Origin of the sequence: Serratia sp. BNK-33-b (genome assembly GCF_048684565.1) — a bacterium.
In the GTDB taxonomy this organism is placed as follows: domain Bacteria; phylum Pseudomonadota; class Gammaproteobacteria; order Enterobacterales; family Enterobacteriaceae; genus Serratia; species Serratia marcescens.
Window position 1 is genome coordinate 3,839,277 of the sequence record NZ_JBLQTZ010000001.1, and the last position, 18,676, is coordinate 3,857,952.

Below are 18,676 nucleotides of genomic sequence, written 5' to 3' on the forward strand. Positions count from 1 at the left end.
CGTCTCCTAATAGAAATTGCCTTGGCGGCCAGGGTGTCACCCTAATACGCCGATTCTACTTGAGAACGGCCATGATGACTATGCTCAAGCATTCGACCCGCGCCGCACGTACCCGACGGTTAGTTTATCCCGCGCACTTTGGCAAACAGCCCCAGAATCATTCTTTACAGATTGGGGGATCCCGGCGCAATTTCAAGCCCAGGGGCCGATTTTCTCCGCGCGCCGAAAACGATGCCGTTAATCTGACCGTTATCATGCCAGCCAGTTCCCCAGGCAACAGGGTAAATATAGTGCATATTAACCCGCTTAACCTGAGATTAATCAGCAACGTGGCAAAAAGAAAAGCCCGCAACCTGAGGTTGCGGGCTTTTTCATCGTGCGCCGGTTCGCCAGGCGAAACCGGGGGCGCCGTTCATCGCGCCCGGCACGCCGGCATTACGCCTGTTGAGTCTGGTTCATCAGCTCGCTGAAGGTAGTGGCTTTTTCAGTCACTTTCGCTTTTGCCAGCAGGGCTTCAACCGCTTGCTCTTCCAGAGCCACGTTGCGCATGTTGTTCATCAGCTCTTTGTTTTTGCTGTAGAACTCGATGACTTCGCTTGGATCTTCGTAGGCAGAAGCCATTTCTTCGATCAGCGTCTTCACGCGGTCTTCGTCAGCTTTCAGATCGTTGGTGCTGATCACTTCGCCCAGCAGCAGGCCAACCACTACGCGGCGTTTCGCTTGCTCTTCGAACAGTTCGCGTGGCAGTTCCAGCGCTTGCTTCTCGTTGCCGCCGAAACGCTGTGCAGCCTGACGACGCAGCACGTCGATTTCGCCGTCGATCAGGGCAGCAGGCACGTCGATTTCGTTCGCGCTCACCAGGCCGTCGATCGCCTGAGACTTGATGCGGTTACGCACGGCGCCTTTCAGCTCGCGCTCCATGTTCTTGCGAACTTCGGTGCGCAGGCCGGCAACGGAACCGTCCGCCACGCCGAAACGCTTGATGAACTCTTCGGTCAGTTCCGGCAGCTCGCGCTCTTCAACTTTCTTCAGCACGATAGCGAATTTGGCCGCTTTGCCCTTCAGGTTTTCCGCGTGGTAGTCTTCCGGGAAGTTCACGTCGATGGAGAACTCTTCGCCCGCTTTGTGACCAACCAGACCTTCTTCGAAGCCTGGGATCATGCGGCCCTGGCCCATTGCCAGCACGAAGTCGGACGCTTTGCCGCCTTCGAACTCTTCACCGTCGATAGAACCGGTGAAGTCAACGGTCACGCGATCTTCAGCTTCCGCTGCGCGATCGGTTTCTTTCCAGGTTGCCTGCTGCTTGCGCAGGGTATCCAGCATCGCGTCGACGTCTTCGTCGTTCACTTCAACCACGGGTTTTTCAACTTCGATGTTTTCCAGGCCTTTCAGCTCAACTTCTGGATACACTTCGAACTCAACGGCGAAAGTGAAGTCTTCACCTTCTTTGTACTCGCCCGGCACGTAGTTTGGTGCGCCGGCCGGATTAATCTTTTCTTTGATGATCGCGTCAACGAAGCTGCGCTGCATCGCTTCGCCCAGCACGTCCTGACGAACAGAGGCGCCGTAACGCTGTTCCACGATGTTCATCGGCACTTTGCCTTTGCGGAAGCCGTCGATACGCACGCTTTTCGCTGCGTTGATCAGCTCTTTCTTCACCGCCTGCTTGATAGTATCAGCCGGTACAGTAATAGAGAGACGGCGCCCAAGGCCTTGAGTGGTTTCTACTGAAACTTGCATCTTGTTACCTCAAAAAAATCACAGTGCTCGGTCAACTCCGTTCCAAGAACCAGGACGGCTACAGATAAGAACCGAGTTCCCTGATGACAGAAGCGTCCCGAAACCATTCCGGAAAAATAAGACGCGACATTATAGCGGCGCATGCGTGGCGAGTCGAGGAAAGCTAGGCGGCGCAGGCGCGCTAAAACTCACACTTTTGCCGATTCGATCGCCAAAAGGCCGCCAAAACAGACCGAACGTTGGCCACATTGCGCGTCGGCCATGTCGTCGTCAAAAACAGAAACGGCCCGCAGGCCGTTTCAAAATTCGTCAGTAGTAATACCCTAATTCAAGGGCAAAGTTCCACTGATACCTGAAAATTTCCCCCTCAGGCCAGCGTGCCCGCGCCGCGACACGGCGGCGAGGCCGGCACGGTATCCTGCAGACCTTCCCACTCTTTGAGCGTATAGGTATGCAGCGCCAGCGCGTGTACGCCGTCCGCCAGCTCCTCCGACAATACGCCGTAGATGGAGCGGTGGCGCGTCAAAAAACGTTCGCCGACGAAGCGATCGCTGACCAATACCACTTTGAAATGGCTTTCTGAACCCGCCGGAACGTTATGACGATAGCTTTCATCAACGACTTCCAGATACGCGGGCTCAAACGCCGCCCTTAACTTTGCTTCTATTTGCTCGCGAATCATAGGATCTCCTTACAACACCGGCAGAGGACCGTGCCCATCTAGTTCAATATTAGCCGGTTTTCCCCCGTTTAGACCATCGCCGGGACAAATTTCTCTTTTCTGCGGTCAAATGATGAGCGCCATCCCCGCCGCTTGGGGGATTATCCGATTGAGCGGGCCAAAAAAGCGTGTTTTTATCAACGGCAGGTAAAAATTTGTCACTCAGGCGCCTTCCGCGCTTCCACCGCACGGCGGCGATGCTATGATGTCGGCAATTTGTTGTCGGCTATCCCGCTCTGATTATTGCTAAATCCATCGAGAATGAGACAGAAAACATGTTAAAGAAACTTTGTCTTCCTTTGCTGGCCGCCCTGCTGCTGGCCGGCTGCGCGACCAGCAGCAACACCCTGAACGTCACGCCGAAAATCGTTCTGCCGCAGCAGGATCCTACCCTGCAGGGCATCACTGTCAGCATCAACGGCGCGGATCAGCGCACCGACCAGGCGCTGGCCAAGGTGAACCGCGACGGCCAGTTGGTCACGCTGACGCCATCGCGCGATCTGCGTTTCCTGCTGCAGGAAGTGCTGGAGAAACAGATGGGCGCACGTGGCTACATGATCGGCGCCGACGGCCCGGTAGCGCTGCAAATCGTCGTCAATAATCTGTACGCGGACGTCGCCGAAGGTAACCTGCGCTACAACATCACCACCAAAGCCGACATCTCGATCATCGCCCAGGCGAAGAACGGCAACAAGCAGGTGAAGAATTACCGCTCGACCTATAACGTGCAGGGCGCCTTCACGGCGACCAACGAGAAGATCACCGACGCCGTCAACTCCGTGCTGGGCGACGTGATCGCCGACATGGCTCAGGACACCAGCGTCAACGATTTCATCAAGCAAAACGCGCGTTAATCGCCGCGCCTTGTGCCGCCCGGCGGATCGGGCGGCGCAGACAGGGAACTCATGTCGAAACACTATTTGAACATCTTCACCCAGCGTAACTCCGCCATTCTGCTGCTGCTGGGCTTCGCGTCGGGTCTGCCGCTGGCATTGACCTCCGGCACGCTGCAAGCCTGGATGACCGTCGAAAATATCGATCTGAAAACCATCGGCATCTTCTCGCTGGTGGGCCAGGCCTACGTCTTCAAATTCCTCTGGTCGCCGTTCATGGACCGCTATACCCCGCCGTTTCTCGGGCGGCGGCGCGGTTGGCTGCTGATCAGCCAGCTGTTGCTGGTGGCGGCGATTGTGGCGATGGGCTTTATGCAGCCCGCGCAGCACCTGTGGTGGCTGGCGGCGTTGGCGGTGCTGGTGGCGTTCTGCTCCGCCTCGCAAGATATCGTGTTCGACGCCTATAAAACCGACCTGCTGAAAGCCGAAGAACGGGGCACGGGCGCAGCGATCTCGGTGCTGGGTTATCGGCTGGCGATGCTGGTTTCCGGCGGCCTGGCGCTGTGGCTGGCGGATCGCTATTTCGGCTGGCAAGCCACCTACTGGCTGATGGCCGGGTTGATGCTGATCGGCGTGGCCGCCACGCTGCTGGCGCCGGAGCCGGACGAAAACATCCCGGCGCCGCGCACCATGGAACAGGCGGTCGTCGCGCCGCTGCGCGATTTCTTCGGCCGCAACAACGCCTGGCTGATCCTGCTGCTGATCGTGATGTACAAAATGGGCGACGCTTTCGCCGGCAGCCTGAGCACCACTTTCCTGATCCGCGGCGTGGGGTTCGACGCCGGTGAAGTCGGGCTGGTGAACAAAACCCTCGGCCTGTTCGCGACCATCGTCGGCGCCCTGTTCGGCGGCGTGCTGATGCAGCGCCTCAGCCTGTTCCGCGCGCTGATGCTGTTCGGCGTCCTGCAGGCGGTCTCCAATCTCGGGTATTGGATCCTGGCGGTGACCGACAAGAGCCTGCTCACCATGGGCAGCGCCATCTTCCTCGAAAATCTGTGTGGCGGCATGGGCACCGCGGCCTTCGTGGCGTTGCTGATGACGCTGTGCAACCGGTCGTTCTCCGCCACCCAGTTCGCGCTGCTGTCGGCGCTGTCCGCCGTAGGGCGTGTCTATGTCGGCCCGATCGCCGGCTGGTTCGTCGAAGCCCACGGTTGGCCGTTGTTCTACCTGTTCTCTATCGCCGCTGCCCTGCCCGGCTTGCTGCTGCTCGGTATCTGTCGTCAGACGCTGGAGCACACCCAGCAGCATGGCAATTTTATGCCGCGCACCGAGTTTTCAGAATCTTACCGTTGGGCACTGCGCTTGCTGACGCTAGGCTGTTCGCTGTTGGGCCTGTGGTTGCTGTTGCTTATCGCCAATGCGCTGGATTGGACGCAGGCCCCGCAGTTGGCCGATCGGCTGCTGCAGGCCGGCGCCGCGCTGAGCCTGCTCGGCGTCGCAATGGGCAGTACGTTGGATTACCTCGCCCTGCGCCGCACCCGTTTGGCATAATCTGAACGGCCGGTGATTTCGCCGGCCGAAAAAAAAGCGATCCGGGGGTATATTTATTTCGGTAAAAAAAGATAATCGGCGCGGAAATTATTTTTTTATCCGACTGCCGCGCTCGGAAATAAAATTAAATTCACCTTTAAGACACAATTATTTTACATTAAATAAACCTTTTCTGCGTATTTCCCCGCCGCGCATTTCTTCGCCAAATTCATCATACCTTTAGTTTTCCTTAACATACGGGCTGCTCGTCACGATTCAGCGTGCCAACGCGTTGTTGTCATTGGTAAATTGTCACGCAGGGTTACATCTGTGACCCCCTTAACAGAAAGTGTCAACAAGCCGCTGACACTCCCTTAAGCATGTTTACAGTACTGCAACCTTCCCGTAAAATGCCCGCACACATGAAACGACAATTGAGCCTTTGTTATTGAGGTCGTTAGATGAGACTTAAGAAATACAATAAAAGTATTGGGATGCTGTCATTAATCGCAGGCACTGTATTGCTCAGTGGCTGCGATATGGTTTTGATGAATCCCAAAGGAGCAATTGGTGTTGAGCAACGGACACTGATTATCACTGCAATCGCGTTGATGTTGATCGTAGTGGTGCCAGTTATCTTCATGGCGTTCGCCTTTGCCTGGAAGTATCGCGCTTCCAACAAAGACGCCAAGTACAGTCCGAACTGGGCCCACTCCAACAAGATCGAAGCGGTCGTCTGGACCATTCCTATCATTATCATCGCCATCCTTGGCACCATTACCTGGAAGACCACCCACGAACTCGATCCGTTCAAGCCGATTGTCACTGACAAGAAGCCGATGACGATCGAAGTGGTGTCGCTCGACTGGAAATGGCTGTTCATCTACCCGGAACAAGGCATTGCGACCGTTAATGAGCTGGCTTTCCCGAAAGATGTTCCAGTCGAATTCAAGATCACCTCTAACTCGGTAATGAACTCGTTCTTTATCCCGCAGTTGGGTGGACAGATTTATGCGATGGCCGGCATGCAGACCAAACTGCACCTGATCGGCAACGAAGCCGGTGCCTACAAAGGTATCTCCAGCAGCTACAGCGGCGCAGGCTTCTCCGGTATGAAATTCACCGCGATCGTTACCCCGACCGAAGGCGACTTCGATCAGTGGGTGGCCAAGGTGAAGGCATCGTCTAAAAACCTGAACACCACCGACGACTTTAACAAACTGGCAGAGCCGAGTGAAAACAACCCGGTTGAGTACTTTGCCGCTGTCAAACCGAATTTGTTCAAAGAAACAATTGCCAAATTCATGGGCGACATGGATATGCACAAGGGCGCTGGCGCGCACGAAGGCATGGACATGAGCCAAGGTATGGACATGGGTGAACATGCTGCTCACGCCGGAGCCGAGGAATAACTGATGTTGGGAAAATTAACACTTGATGCGGTTCCGTACCACGAACCGATCATCATGGTCACCGTAGCCGCAATTATTGTCGGGGGCCTGGCAGTGCTGGCGCTGCTGACGTATTTCGGCAAATGGAAGTGGCTGTGGAGCGAATGGCTGACTTCGGTCGACCATAAAAAAATTGGTATCATGTACATCATCGTGGCGATGGTCATGCTGCTGCGCGGCTTCGCCGACGCCATCATGATGCGTAGCCAGCAGGCGTTGGCGTCCGCCGGCGAAGCCGGGTTCCTGCCGCCGCACCACTACGACCAGATCTTCACCGCGCACGGCGTTATCATGATCTTCTTCATGGCGATGCCTTTCGTGGTCGGCCTGATGAACGTCGTGGTGCCGCTGCAAATCGGTGCGCGTGACGTCGCCTTCCCGTTCCTGAACTCCCTGAGCTTCTGGTTCTTCGTGGTGGGCGTTGTGCTGATCAACATCTCCCTGGGGGTCGGTGAATTCGCTCAGACCGGTTGGCTGGCGTATCCGCCGCTGTCGGGTAAAGAGTACAGTCCTGGCGTCGGGGTCGATTACTGGATCTGGAGTCTGCAGATTTCCGGTCTGGGTACCCTGCTGACCGGCGTGAACTTCTTCGCCACCATTCTGAAGATGCGTGCCCCTGGCATGCCTATGATGAAGATGCCGGTGTTCACCTGGGCGGCGTTGTGTACTAACGTCCTGATCATCGTTTCTTTCCCAATTCTGACCGTCACCATCGCGCTGCTGACCCTGGATCGCTATCTGGGCACCCATTTCTTCACCAATGATATGGGCGGCAACATGATGATGTACATCAACCTGATTTGGGCCTGGGGTCACCCAGAGGTGTATATCCTGGTTCTGCCGGTGTTCGGCGTGTTCTCCGAAGTCACCGCGACCTTCTCCAGAAAACGCCTGTTCGGCTATACCTCACTGGTATGGGCAACCATCGCGATCACCGTTCTGTCGTTCATCGTCTGGCTGCACCACTTCTTCACCATGGGGTCCGGCGCGAACGTTAACGCCTTCTTCGGTATCGCCACCATGATCATTTCCATCCCGACCGGGGTGAAAATCTTCAACTGGCTGTTCACCATGTATCAGGGCCGTATCAAGCTCAACTCCGCGATGCTGTGGACCGTTGGCTTCATCATCACCTTCTCCGTGGGTGGTATGACCGGCGTTCTGCTGGCGGTGCCGGGCGCGAACTTCGTGCTGCACAACAGCCTGTTCCTGATCGCTCACTTCCACAACGTCATCATCGGCGGCGTGGTGTTCGGTTGCTTCGCGGGCCTGACCTACTGGTTCCCGAAATCCTTCGGCTTCACGCTGAACGAAAAATGGGGCATCCGCGCGTTCTGGTTCTGGATCATCGGCTTCTTCACCGCCTTCATGCCGCTGTACGCATTGGGCTTTATGGGCATGACCCGTCGTATCAGCCAGAACATCAACCCTGAGTTCCACCCTCTGCTGCTGGTTGCAGCCGGCGGTGCGGCGCTGATCGCCTGCGGCATCCTGTGCCAGCTGACCCAGATCTTCGTCAGTATCCGTGACCGCGAACAGAACCGCGATCTGACCGGTGACCCATGGGGTGCTCGTACTCTGGAGTGGTCAACCTCGTCTCCACCGCCGTTCTATAACTTTGCCGTAGTGCCGCAGATTCATGACCGTGATGAATTCTGGGACATGAAAGAAAAAGGCGAAGCGTATAAGAAACCGGCTAAATACGAACCGATTCATATGCCTAAGAACACCGGCGCCGGCGTTATCATCGCCTTCTTCAGCCTGGTATTCGGTTTCGCAATGATTTGGGAAATCTGGTGGATGGCTCTGGCCGGCTTCATCGGTATGATCGTTGTCTGGATCGGCAAGAGCTTCGATCACGATGTTGACTACTATGTGCAGGTTGATGAAATCGAGCGCATTGAGAACCAACACTACGAACAAATCCGTAAAGCAGGCGTGAACCATGTCAACTGAAACTCTGACCAATCATAACGCAGCCCATGCAGAGCATGGGCACCACGACGCGGGAGAGACCAAAGTCTTCGGATTCTGGATCTACCTGATGAGCGACTGTATTTTGTTTGCGAGCTTGTTCGCGACTTATGCAGTCCTGGTGAACGGGACCGCTGGCGGTCCCTCAGGCAAAGACATCTTCGACCTGAAGTTTGTCCTGGTCGAAACTTTCCTGCTGCTGTTCAGCTCCATCACCTACGGCATGGCGATGATCGCCATGAACAAAGGTAAAGTTGGCGGTGTAAACACCTGGTTGTTCCTGACCTTCCTGTTTGGTCTGGGCTTCGTGGCGATGGAAATCTATGAATTCCATCACCTGATCGCCGAAGGCTTCGGTCCGGATCGCAGCGCGTTCCTGTCCAGCTTCTTCGCGCTGGTCGGCACCCACGGTCTGCACGTGACTTCCGGCCTGATTTGGATCATCGTGCTGATGATTCAGGTGAGCAAGTTCGGCCTGACCGCGACCAACAAAACCCGCCTGATGTGCCTGAGCCTGTTCTGGCACTTCCTGGACGTGGTCTGGATCTGCGTATTTACCGTTGTCTACCTGCTGGGGGTTATGTAATGAGCCATTCATCCCATGAAACCTCTCACGGCGGCGCAAGCCACGGCAGCGTGAAGTCATACCTGATCGGCTTTATCCTGTCGATCATCCTGACGGTAATTCCATTTGCGATGGTAATGAACGGCTCCGCCTCTCATTCCACCATCCTGGCGGTTGTTGTCGGTATGGCGGTTATCCAGGTGATTGTTCACCTGGTTTACTTCCTGCACATGAACACCTCATCGGAAGAGCGCTGGAACCTGGTGGCATTGCTGTTCACCGCTATGATCATCGGTATCGTTGTTGTAGGTTCACTCTGGATTATGTACAACCTCAACATCAATATGATGGTCGATTAAGAGCTGAGCTGCACGTGATGATTAAGCAATACCTGCAAGTCACTAAACCAGGAATTATTTTCGGCAATTTAATTTCTGTCGTTGGGGGATTCCTGCTCGCTTCCAAAGGGAGCATCGACTATCCCCTGTTTCTCGCCACCCTGGTGGGTGTCTCGTTGGTGGTCGCGTCGGGCTGTGTGTTTAACAACTACATCGACCGCGACATCGACAAGAAAATGGAGAGAACGAAGAATCGGGTGCTGGTAAAAGGCCTGATCGCGCCGAGTGTCACCCTGGTTTATGCGACCGTGTTGGGTATTGCGGGCTTCGCGTTGCTGTATATCGCGGCCAACCCGCTTGCCATGTGGCTGGCGGTGATGGGCTTCGTGGTTTATGTCGGCGTTTACAGCCTGTACATGAAACGCCATTCGGTCTACGGCACGCTGATCGGCAGCCTGTCGGGCGCCGCGCCGCCGGTTATCGGCTACTGCGCGGTGACCAACGAGTTCGACGCCGGCGCGTTGATCCTGCTGGCTATCTTTAGCCTGTGGCAGATGCCGCATTCTTATGCGATCGCTATCTTCCGCTTTAAAGATTACCAGGCGGCCAACATTCCGGTGCTGCCGGTGGTGAAAGGCATTTCCGTCGCCAAGAACCACATCACGGTCTACATCCTGGCATTTATGATCGCCACGCTGATGCTGACCCTGGTAGGTTATGCCGGCTACAAGTACCTGATCGTCGCTGCGGCGGTGAGCGTATGGTGGCTGGGCATGGCGCTGCGCGGTTACAAGACCGAAAACGACAGTGTCTGGGCGCGTAAACTGTTCGTGTTCTCCATCGTCGCCATCACCTCGCTGAGCGTGATGATGTCGATCGACTTCAGCGCCACGGCGGCGCCTGAAGCGCTGGTGACCTACGTTTGGTAAGCCAAATCATCTGTGAATGGGCCGCTTTTGCGGCCCATTTTATTTGTCACGCCGAAAAGCGGCCAAACTGTAATATCTGTTAAACAACATTCGATTTACCCCCCCTGCCCCGCACACTAAAATGACGCAGCTTTACAGAAATCATGCCATCAGGCGCTGTCTCAACGTCTGATGGCATGGTTTTTACCGAGGTTTGATGTGAACGATAATTCAATGACCCCGCAGGAGCGCCGCGCTACCTGGGGATTGGGCACCGTATTCTCCCTGCGCATGCTCGGCATGTTTATGGTATTGCCGGTGCTGACCACCTACGGCATGGCGCTCAACGGCGCCAGCGAAGCGCTTATCGGCATCGCCATCGGCATCTACGGCCTGGCGCAGGCGGTGTTTCAGATCCCGTTCGGCCTTGTGTCCGATCGCATCGGCCGCAAGCCGCTGATCGTCGGCGGCCTGCTGATTTTTGCCCTCGGCAGCGTGATCGCCGCGGTCACTGACTCTATCTGGGGCGTGATCCTCGGCCGCGCGTTGCAAGGCTCCGGCGCCATCGCCGCCGCGGTAATGGCGCTGCTCTCCGATCTGACCCGCGAGCAGAACCGCACCAAAGCGATGGCGTTCATCGGCGTCAGCTTCGGTATCACCTTCGCCATCGCCATGGTTCTGGGCCCTATCATCACTCATGCCTTTGGCTTACATGCGTTGTTCTGGATGATCGCCGTGCTGGCGCTGGCCGGCATCGTCATCACTCTGGCAGTAGTGCCTTCCGCCGATACCCATCTGTTGAACCGCGAGTCCAGCATCGTGCGCGGCAGCTTCCGCAAAGTGCTGAGCAACTCGCGCCTGCTGAAGCTCAACGTCGGCATCATGTGCCTGCATATCCTGCTGATGTCGAGCTTCGTGGCGCTGCCGCTGGCGATGGAGAAAGCCGGGCTGGCGGCCAGCGAACACTGGATCGTCTACCTGGTGACCATGCTGGTGTCGTTCGCCGCCGTAGTGCCGTTCATCATCTATGCCGAAAAGTATCGCCGCATGAAGCAGGTGTTTATGGGCTGCGTGGCGGTGCTGTTTTGCGCCGAAGTGCTGCTGTGGCTCTCCGGCGCGCACCTGTGGGGCATCATCGCCGGCGTACAGCTGTTCTTTATGGCCTTTAACGTGATGGAAGCCATTCTGCCTTCGCTGATCAGCAAAGAGTCACCGGCCGGCTACAAAGGCACCGCGATGGGGGTCTACTCCACCAGCCAGTTTATCGGCGTGGCGATCGGCGGCAGCCTCGGCGGCTGGCTGTACGGTTTGCAGGGGGCAGGCTTGGTGTTTATCGCTGGTGCCGTGTTGGCCGCCGTCTGGTTCCTGGTCAGCAGCACCATGAAAGAGCCGCCGTATGTCAGCAGCCTGCGCATTACGCTGTCGGAACTGGCGGTGAAGGATTCGGCGCTGGAAAGCCGCCTGAAGGCGCAGCCCGGCGTGGCCGAGGCGATCGTGGTGCCGGAAGAGCGCAGCGCCTACGTCAAGGTGGACACCAAGCAGACCAATCGCGGTCAGTTGGAAGCGCTGGTCAATTCGCTGTAAAGAAACGGGGCCGGCAATGCCGGCCCCGTAGAGATTAATCGCGGAAGTTCTTGAACTGGAACGGCTGCCCCAGATCGCCGCCGCGCACCAGCGCCATCACGCTCTGCAAGTCGTCGCGTGATTTGCCGGTCACCCGCACTTCTTCGCCCTGGATCTGCGCCTGCACCTTCAGCTTGCTGTCTTTGATCAGCTTGACGATTTTCTTCGCTACAGAGGTTTCAATCCCCTGCTTCAGCTTGGCTTCCACGCTGTAGGTTTTACCGCTGTGGGTAAACTCTTCCGGGATCTCCAGCGCGGCGCCGTCGATGCTGCGCTTGCTCAGCTTTTCGCGCAGAATGTCGAGCAGCTGCTGCACCTGAAAATCAGACTCGGTGGCAACCTTAATGCTTTGGTTTTTCTCGTTTAGCTCAAAGCTGGCCGGCACGTTGCGAAAATCCCAGCGGGTGCCGAGATCGCGGGTGGCGTTCTCAACGGCGTTACGCACTTCCTGCATATCAATTTCGGAAACGATGTCGAAAGATGGCATACTTCTTCCTCCTGAATGAGTGCCTAATAGCTTAGGCGATTTTGATGCCGAGCATGATAACCGCTTTGCCGCCTCAGACAAAATCTGCTGAACGCACGCAGGGATAGCGCTTCAGGCTGCCATAAAGCCTATAGTTAAATCACGGTAATTGAGCGGTATTCCCGTGTTTCCAAGGAGACTGAATGAAAATAACCATTCTTGGTTGCGGCGCGCTCGGACAACTGTGGCTCTCCCGGCTGTATCAGCAGGGCCACGATGTACAGGGATGGCTAAGAGTGCCGCAGCCTTTTTGCGCCGTGAACGTGATCGAGCCGGAAGGCGTCTCGTTTAATCGCAATTTGCCCACCAACGATCCTGAGCACCTCGCGCAGAGCGAGTTGCTGCTGGTGACGCTGAAAGCCTGGCAGGTATCCAGTGCGGTCAGCGCGCTGCTGCCGAAGCTGAACCCTCAGTGCGCCATTTTGCTGTTGCATAACGGCATGGGCACCCAGGAGGAACTGCCGCCAAACGGCCAGCCCATCCTGCAGGGCACCACCACCCACGCCGCGCGCCACGAAGGCAGCACCATTATCCACGTCGCCACCGGCATCACCCACATCGGCCCAACCTCGCCGGCCGCCCAGCACCTCAGCCACCTGGCGGAAGTGCTGCATCAGGCTTTGCCTGACGTTGCCTGGCACAACAATATCGCCTCGGCCAACTGGCGCAAGCTGGCGGTCAACTGCGTGATCAACCCGCTGACGGCGCTGTACGGCTGTCGCAACGGCGATCTGCAGCGCTACCCGGAGCAAATCGAAGCGCTGTGTCGTGAAGTCGCCAGCGTGATGGCGATGGAGGGCTACCACACCTCCTGCGAAGGCCTGATGCAATATGTGATGGACGTGATCCACAGCACCGCCGACAACGTTTCGTCGATGCTGCAGGATATCCGCAGCCAGCGACACACCGAGATCGACTACATCACCGGCTACCTGCTGCGCCGCGCGCGCAGCCACGGCCTCACGCTGCCGGAGAATGCGCGGCTGTTTGAATTGATTAAACGAAAGGAAAATGAATATGAGCGTATCGGCGCTGGTTTGCCTGGCACCTGGTAGCGAAGAAACCGAAGCCGTCACCACCATCGATCTGCTGGTGCGGGCGGGCGTAAAAGTCACTACCGCCAGCGTCGCCGGCGACGGCGAGCTGACTATCGTCTGTTCACGCGGCGTCAAACTGCTGGCCGATGCGCCGCTGGTGGCGATCGTCGATGAGCCTTTCGACGCCATCGTGCTGCCCGGCGGCCTGAAAGGCGCAGAATGCTTCCGCGACAGCCCGTTGCTGGTGGAAAAAGTGCGGCAGATGCATCTGCAGGGCCACATCGTTGCCGCCATCTGCGCGGCCCCGGCGCTGGTGTTGCAGCACCACGATCTGTTCCCGATCGGCAACATGACCGGTTTCCCGGGTTTGAAAGATCGGATACCGGCGGATAAATGGATGGAGCGCCGCGTGGTGTACGACGCACGCGTCAACCTGCTCACCAGCCAGGGGCCGGGCACCGCGATGGAGTTCGCGCTGAAGCTGATAGACTTGCTGCTCGGCAAGGCCAAAGCGGCGGAGATCGCCGCGCAGCTGGTGCTGATCCCGGGAATGTACGATTTCCGCGACTGAGCGGCTTGCCGATAAAAAAGGGCTGAACATCGGTTCAGCCCTTCTCGTTTATGGCGCTACGCGCGTTACGGGCGATAAACCTTCACGTTGCTGAAGCCCTGCTCCAGCAGGTACAACGCCTGCAGACGGCTCATCACGCCGCGCTCGCAGTACAGCAGGTAGGTTTTGCTTTGGTCCAGATCGCCGAATTGGGTGCTCAGCTTGTAGAACGGCAACGCTTTCACTTCAACCTGTTCCAGCTGCAGCGGCTTCTCTTCCTGCTCGTCGTTGGAGCGGATATCCAGGATCACCTCATCGGCGCCGAAGGCCGCAACGGTTTCTACCTCGGTCACCTGCTCCTGCGCCTGCTCGGCGATGGAGCGAATATCGACGTTCTTCGCTTCGCTCACCACCCGATCGAGAATGCTGAAATCGAAGTGGCTCTCTTCCTCTTCGATCTTGGCCTTGACGGCTTTTACCGTCGGGCTCTTCGAAATCACGCCGCAGTATTCCGGCATGGTTTTGGCGAAGTCTTCGGTGCCGATTTCACGCGCCAGTTTGATGATGTGCTCTTTATCGTGCGAGATCAGCGGACGCAGGATCAGGGTGTCGGACGCGTTATCGATCAGGCGCAGGTTGGTCAGCGTCTGGCTGGAGACCTGCCCCAACGCTTCGCCGGTCACCAGCGCCTGCACGCCATAGCGTTCGGCCACTTGCGAAGCGGCGCGCACCATCATGCGCTTGAGCACCACGCCCATCTGGCCATCGTCGACCTTCTCCAGGATCTCGCCCACCACCGGCTCGAAGTCAATGGCGACGAAGCGCACCTTGTGCGAGCTGGCGAAGCGGTTCCACAGGTAGTGCGCCACCTGCTTCACGCCGATCTCGTGCGCGGCGCCGCCCAGATTGAAGAAGCAGAAGTGCACGCGGCAGCCGCGACGCATCAGCATGTAGCTGGACACACCCGAATCGAAACCGCCGGAAATCAGCGACATCACGTCTTCCTGGGTGCCGACCGGGTAACCGCCGATGCCTTCGAGGCGGCGTTTGACCAGCATCAGCTTGTCGTCTTCAATCTCCAGATTTACCGTGACCTGCGGGCGGGTCAGGTTAACGCGCGCGCTCTCGATATGCTGGTTCAGGCCGCCGCCGACGTAACGCTCCACGTCCTGCGAATTGAACGCCTGCTTGCCGCGGCGCTTGACGCGCACGCAGAAGGTTTTGCCTTCCAGCTGGGCGCGGTAGGCTTCCAGTGTCTGCTCGAAGATGTGGTGGATGTCGGTATAAGCGCGATCTTCCACTTCCAGAATATGGTGGATGCCGGGAATGCGCGTCAGCGCGTCGGCGATGATCGGCCGCTGGTTTTCATCTTTGGCGCGAACTTCGATATGATCCCAGTGACGGACGACCGCCAGCGTTTCATCATACTGCTTCAGGACGTTGCGAATATTGGTCGAGAGAATCTTGATAAAGCGCAAGCGCACAGATTGGCTCTTGATGGTGATTTCCGGGAACAATTTAATGATAAACTTCATGGCGGTCTTTGTTGTCAGATAAGAATTACGGCGCGGAGTATATCACCATATCGCCGCGCTCTGCGCACAAAACCACACATGAGCGCCATGATTTGCTAATCAAGATCCGCTAGGATAGGCTCTGGCGCCACGGTTCACATGATGACGTAAAAAGAAAATTATGCCGAAAAAACCAGCACAATCAGCCAGTACAGAGCAAACAGCCAGCTTTGAAAGCGCCCTTGGCGAGCTGGAAAGCATCGTGACGCGTCTGGAGTCGGGCGAACTGCCGCTGGAAGACGCGCTGAACGAATTCGAACGCGGCGTGCAGCTGGCGCGCCAAGGCCAGCAGAAACTGCAACAGGCGGAACAGCGTGTGCAGATACTTCTTAACGACAGCGCCGACGATGCGGCGCTGGCGCCTTTCACACCGGATGCCGAGTAACCGACATGTCTGAGATCGCCCCATCGGCCGCTTTTGCCGATCAACTGCAGATTTTCCGCCAGCGCGCCGATCGCGCGCTGCTGGACTTCATCGCCCCGCTGCCGTTCAACGACGGCAACATGGTGGCGGCGATGCGTCATGGCGCCTTGCTGGGCGGCAAGCGCCTGCGCCCGTTCTTGGTGTACACCACCGGCCAGATGTTCGGCGTGTCGCTGGCCAACCTGGACGCGCCGGCGGCGGCGGTGGAATGCATTCACGCCTACTCGCTGATCCATGACGATCTGCCGGCGATGGACGACGACGATCTGCGCCGCGGCCAGCCGACCTGCCACATTAAATTCGGTGAAGCCAACGCGATCCTGGCCGGCGATGCGCTGCAAACGCTGGCGTTTTCGATCCTGGCCGATGCCGAGATGCCTGACGTGGCGCTGCGCGATCGGCTAGCGATGGTTTCCGAACTGGCGACCGCCAGCGGCGTAGCCGGCATGTGCGGCGGCCAATCGCTGGATCTGGAAGCTGAAGGCAAGCGCGTCGATCTGCAGGCGCTGGAACAGATCCACCGCCACAAAACCGGCGCGCTGATCCGCGCGGCGGTGCGCCTGGGCGCGCTGAGCGCCGGCGAAGCCGGGCGAGCGGCGCTGCCGCAGCTGGATCGATATGCCGCCGCGGTTGGCCTGGCGTTCCAGGTGCAGGATGACATTTTGGACGTTGTCGGCGAGACTGAAAAGATCGGCAAGCGCCAGGGAGCGGACCAACAACACGGAAAGAGTACCTACCCGGCGTTGCTCGGGCTTGACAGCGCGAAAGCAAAAGCGTGGGATCTCTATCAGGAAGCATTAGCTGCATTAGACACTTTGGCAGCGCAATCTTACAACACAGCGCCATTGCGAGCGTTAGCCAGCTTCATTATTGAACGCGACAATTAACGTATGACGTTAACTCCTCTGATATGAGTATCGAATGAGTCTTGATATAGCCAAATACCCAACCCTGGCGCTAGCGGAAAACCCCGAGGAACTCCGCTCACTGCCCAAAGAGAGCTTGCCGAAGCTGTGCGATGAGCTGCGGCAATATCTGCTGAACAGCGTCAGCCGCTCCAGCGGCCACTTTGCCTCCGGGCTGGGTACCGTCGAACTGACGGTGGCGTTGCATTTCGTCTACAACACGCCGTTCGATCATCTGGTGTGGGACGTCGGCCACCAGGCCTACCCGCACAAAATTCTGACCGGTCGCCGCGACCGGATCGCCACTATCCGGCAAAAGAACGGCTTGCACCCCTTCCCATGGCGCGCCGAAAGCGAATACGACGTGCTGTCGGTCGGCCATTCGTCAACCTCGATCAGCGCCGGCCTCGGCATGGCGGTGGCGGCGGAGCGTGAAGGCAAAGGCCGCCGCACGGTGTGCGTGATCGGCGATGGCGCCATCACCGCCGGCATGGCGTTCGAAGCGATGAACCACGCCGGCGACATCAATCCGGACATGCTGGTGGTGCTGAACGACAACGAGATGTCGATCTCGGAAAACGTCGGCGCGCTGAACAACCATCTGGCGCAGCTGCTGTCCGGCAAGCTTTACTCCACCCTGCGCGAAGGCGGCAAGAAAGTGCTGGCCGGCGTGCCGCCGATCAAGGAGCTGGTGAAACGTACCGAAGAGCACCTGAAAGGCATGGTGGTGCCGGGCACGCTGTTCGAAGAGCTGGGCTTCAACTACATCGGCCCGGTAGACGGGCACGACGTGCAGGGGCTGGTCGCCACGTTGAAAAACATGCGCGATCTGAAAGGCCCGCAGCTGTTGCACATCATGACCAAGAAAGGCCGTGGCTACGCGCCGGCGGAAAAGGATCCGATCAGCTTCCACGCGGTGCCGAAGTTCGATCCCGCCAGCGGCACGCTGCCGAAAAGCGCCGGCGGTCTGCCGACCTATTCGAAAATCTTCGGCGACTGGCTGTGTGAAACCGCCGCCAAAGACAGCTCGCTGATGGCGATCACGCCGGCGATGCGCGAAGGCTCCGGCATGGTGCAGTTCTCCCGCGACTACCCGCAGCAATATTTTGATGTGGCGATCGCCGAGCAGCACGCGGTCACCTTCGCCGCCGGGCTGGCGATCGGCGGCTACAAGCCGGTGGTGGCGATCTATTCCACCTTCCTGCAACGCGCCTACGACCAACTGATCCACGACGTGGCGATCCAAAACCTGCCGGTGATGTTCGCCATCGATCGCGGCGGCATCGTCGGCGCCGATGGCCAGACCCACCAGGGTGCGTTCGATCTGTCGTTCATGCGCTGCATCCCGACCATGGTGATCATGACGCCGAGCGACGAAAACGAATGCCGCCAGATGCTGTATACCGGCTATCACTACAATGCCGGCCCGAGCGCCGTGCGCTATCCGCGCGGCACCGGCACCGGCGCGGCGCTGGAGCCGCTCAACATGCTGCCGATCGGCAAAGGCGTGGTGCGCCGCCAGGGGGAAAAGATCGCCATTCTCAACTTCGGCACTCTGCTGCCGGAGGCCGCGCAAGCGGCGGAAGCGCTCAACGCCACGCTGGTCGACATGCGCTTCGTCAAGCCGCTGGACGAGCAGTTGGTGCTCGAACTGGCCGCCAGCCATGAAACGCTGGTGACGCTGGAAGAGAACGCCATCATGGGCGGCGCCGGCAGCGGCGTCAACGAACTGCTGATGGCCAAACGCCGGCCGGTGCCGGTGCTGAACCTCGGTCTGCCTGACAGCTTCGTCTCGCAGGGCAGCCAGGAAGAGCTGCGCGCCGATCTGGGGCTGGACGCCGCCGGCATTCAGCGCCAAATCGAAACCTGGCTGGCGCAGTAATCACCCCCGCGCCTGAAAAAACGCCTCCGCTCTCGGAGGCGTTTTCGTTTCCGCCCTCCGGGATCCGCGCTACAGTTACTGTCTGAGCTGTGAAT

17 protein-coding genes are annotated in these 18,676 nt (G+C 58.0%); 13 read left to right on the top strand and 4 right to left on the bottom strand.

All coding sequences use genetic code 11. The features are described from left to right. Positions 1 to 435: 435 nt before the first annotated feature. Together tig and bolA are read right to left on the bottom strand one after the other, a co-directional pair. Positions 436 to 1,740 (bottom strand): trigger factor, encoded by a 1,305-nt coding sequence (gene tig / locus ACMGGK_RS18590; RefSeq protein ID WP_004940358.1) that lies wholly within the window; start codon positions 1,738 to 1,740, stop codon positions 436 to 438. A gap of 367 nt (positions 1,741 to 2,107) precedes the next feature. Further along, positions 2,108 to 2,422, bottom strand: coding sequence for a transcriptional regulator BolA (bolA, locus tag ACMGGK_RS18595; RefSeq protein ID WP_004940361.1), 315 nt, complete (start codon positions 2,420 to 2,422; stop codon positions 2,108 to 2,110). A gap of 314 nt (positions 2,423 to 2,736) precedes the next feature. On the opposite strand from bolA, the gene ACMGGK_RS18600 reads away from it, so the two are divergent. The 8 genes from ACMGGK_RS18600 (at position 2,737) to ACMGGK_RS18635 (ending at position 11,644) form a co-directional block, all read left to right on the top strand. Continuing rightward, positions 2,737 to 3,315 (top strand): lipoprotein, encoded by a 579-nt coding sequence (locus ACMGGK_RS18600; RefSeq protein WP_004940363.1) that lies wholly within the window; start codon positions 2,737 to 2,739, stop codon positions 3,313 to 3,315. A gap of 51 nt (positions 3,316 to 3,366) precedes the next feature. Next, positions 3,367 to 4,845, top strand: coding sequence for a muropeptide MFS transporter AmpG (ampG, locus tag ACMGGK_RS18605; RefSeq protein WP_016928861.1), 1,479 nt, complete (start codon positions 3,367 to 3,369; stop codon positions 4,843 to 4,845). Positions 4,846 to 5,285: 440 nt separating this feature from the next. Further along, the gene (gene cyoA, locus ACMGGK_RS18610) at positions 5,286 to 6,236 is read left to right on the top strand and encodes a cytochrome o ubiquinol oxidase subunit II (protein ID WP_004940365.1); all 951 of its coding nucleotides are present in this window, start codon (positions 5,286 to 5,288) and stop codon (positions 6,234 to 6,236) included. 3 nt (positions 6,237 to 6,239) lie between these two features. After that, on the top strand, positions 6,240 to 8,231 hold the full coding sequence (cyoB, locus tag ACMGGK_RS18615; protein ID WP_004940366.1) for a cytochrome o ubiquinol oxidase subunit I: 1,992 nt from the start codon (positions 6,240 to 6,242) through the stop codon (positions 8,229 to 8,231). Further along, complete coding sequence (locus ACMGGK_RS18620) at positions 8,221 to 8,835, top strand: cytochrome o ubiquinol oxidase subunit III (protein WP_004940367.1); 615 nt, start codon at positions 8,221 to 8,223, stop codon at positions 8,833 to 8,835. Before cyoB ends, ACMGGK_RS18620 begins: the two co-directional genes overlap by 11 nt. After that, entirely contained in the window at positions 8,835 to 9,173 is a 339-nt protein-coding gene (locus ACMGGK_RS18625; protein ID WP_016928864.1) for a cytochrome o ubiquinol oxidase subunit IV, read from the top strand. Before ACMGGK_RS18620 ends, ACMGGK_RS18625 begins: the two co-directional genes overlap by 1 nt. 17 nt (positions 9,174 to 9,190) lie before the next feature. Next, positions 9,191 to 10,081 (top strand): heme o synthase, encoded by an 891-nt coding sequence (cyoE, locus tag ACMGGK_RS18630; RefSeq protein ID WP_015376842.1) that lies wholly within the window; start codon positions 9,191 to 9,193, stop codon positions 10,079 to 10,081. 198 nt (positions 10,082 to 10,279) lie between these two features. After that, a complete protein-coding gene (locus ACMGGK_RS18635) occupies positions 10,280 to 11,644 on the top strand; it encodes an MFS transporter (protein WP_176519329.1) in 1,365 nt (454 codons plus the stop codon). 34 nt (positions 11,645 to 11,678) lie between these two features. Here the strand turns inward: ACMGGK_RS18635 and ACMGGK_RS18640 are convergent, their stop codons facing one another. Beyond that, on the bottom strand, positions 11,679 to 12,170 hold the full coding sequence (locus ACMGGK_RS18640; protein WP_004940373.1) for a YajQ family cyclic di-GMP-binding protein: 492 nt from the start codon (positions 12,168 to 12,170) through the stop codon (positions 11,679 to 11,681). Between the two features lie 182 nt (positions 12,171 to 12,352). Between ACMGGK_RS18640 and panE the strand changes: the two genes are divergently transcribed. Beyond that, positions 12,353 to 13,264, top strand: coding sequence for a 2-dehydropantoate 2-reductase (panE, locus tag ACMGGK_RS18645; RefSeq protein ID WP_079449607.1), 912 nt, complete (start codon positions 12,353 to 12,355; stop codon positions 13,262 to 13,264). Then, complete coding sequence (gene yajL, locus ACMGGK_RS18650; RefSeq protein ID WP_049299681.1) at positions 13,227 to 13,817, top strand: protein deglycase YajL; 591 nt, start codon at positions 13,227 to 13,229, stop codon at positions 13,815 to 13,817. Before panE ends, yajL begins: the two co-directional genes overlap by 38 nt. 65 nt (positions 13,818 to 13,882) lie before the next feature. On the opposite strand, the gene thiI is transcribed toward yajL, so the two are convergent. Beyond that, on the bottom strand, positions 13,883 to 15,331 hold the full coding sequence (gene thiI / locus ACMGGK_RS18655) for a tRNA uracil 4-sulfurtransferase ThiI (RefSeq protein WP_004940377.1): 1,449 nt from the start codon (positions 15,329 to 15,331) through the stop codon (positions 13,883 to 13,885). 160 nt (positions 15,332 to 15,491) lie between these two features. Between thiI and xseB the strand changes: the two genes are divergently transcribed. From xseB to dxs, 3 genes are read left to right on the top strand one after another with little or no spacing between them, the layout of a single operon-like run. After that, positions 15,492 to 15,755, top strand: a complete 264-nt coding sequence (gene xseB, locus ACMGGK_RS18660; protein WP_015376838.1) for an exodeoxyribonuclease VII small subunit — start codon at positions 15,492 to 15,494, stop codon at positions 15,753 to 15,755. Between the two features lie 5 nt (positions 15,756 to 15,760). Further along, a complete protein-coding gene (gene ispA / locus ACMGGK_RS18665; RefSeq protein WP_047728733.1) occupies positions 15,761 to 16,681 on the top strand; it encodes a (2E,6E)-farnesyl diphosphate synthase in 921 nt (306 codons plus the stop codon). A 34-nt stretch (positions 16,682 to 16,715) separates the two neighbouring features. Further along, the gene (gene dxs, locus ACMGGK_RS18670; protein WP_028128213.1) at positions 16,716 to 18,581 is read left to right on the top strand and encodes a 1-deoxy-D-xylulose-5-phosphate synthase; all 1,866 of its coding nucleotides are present in this window, start codon (positions 16,716 to 16,718) and stop codon (positions 18,579 to 18,581) included. Positions 18,582 to 18,676 lie beyond the last annotated feature (95 nt).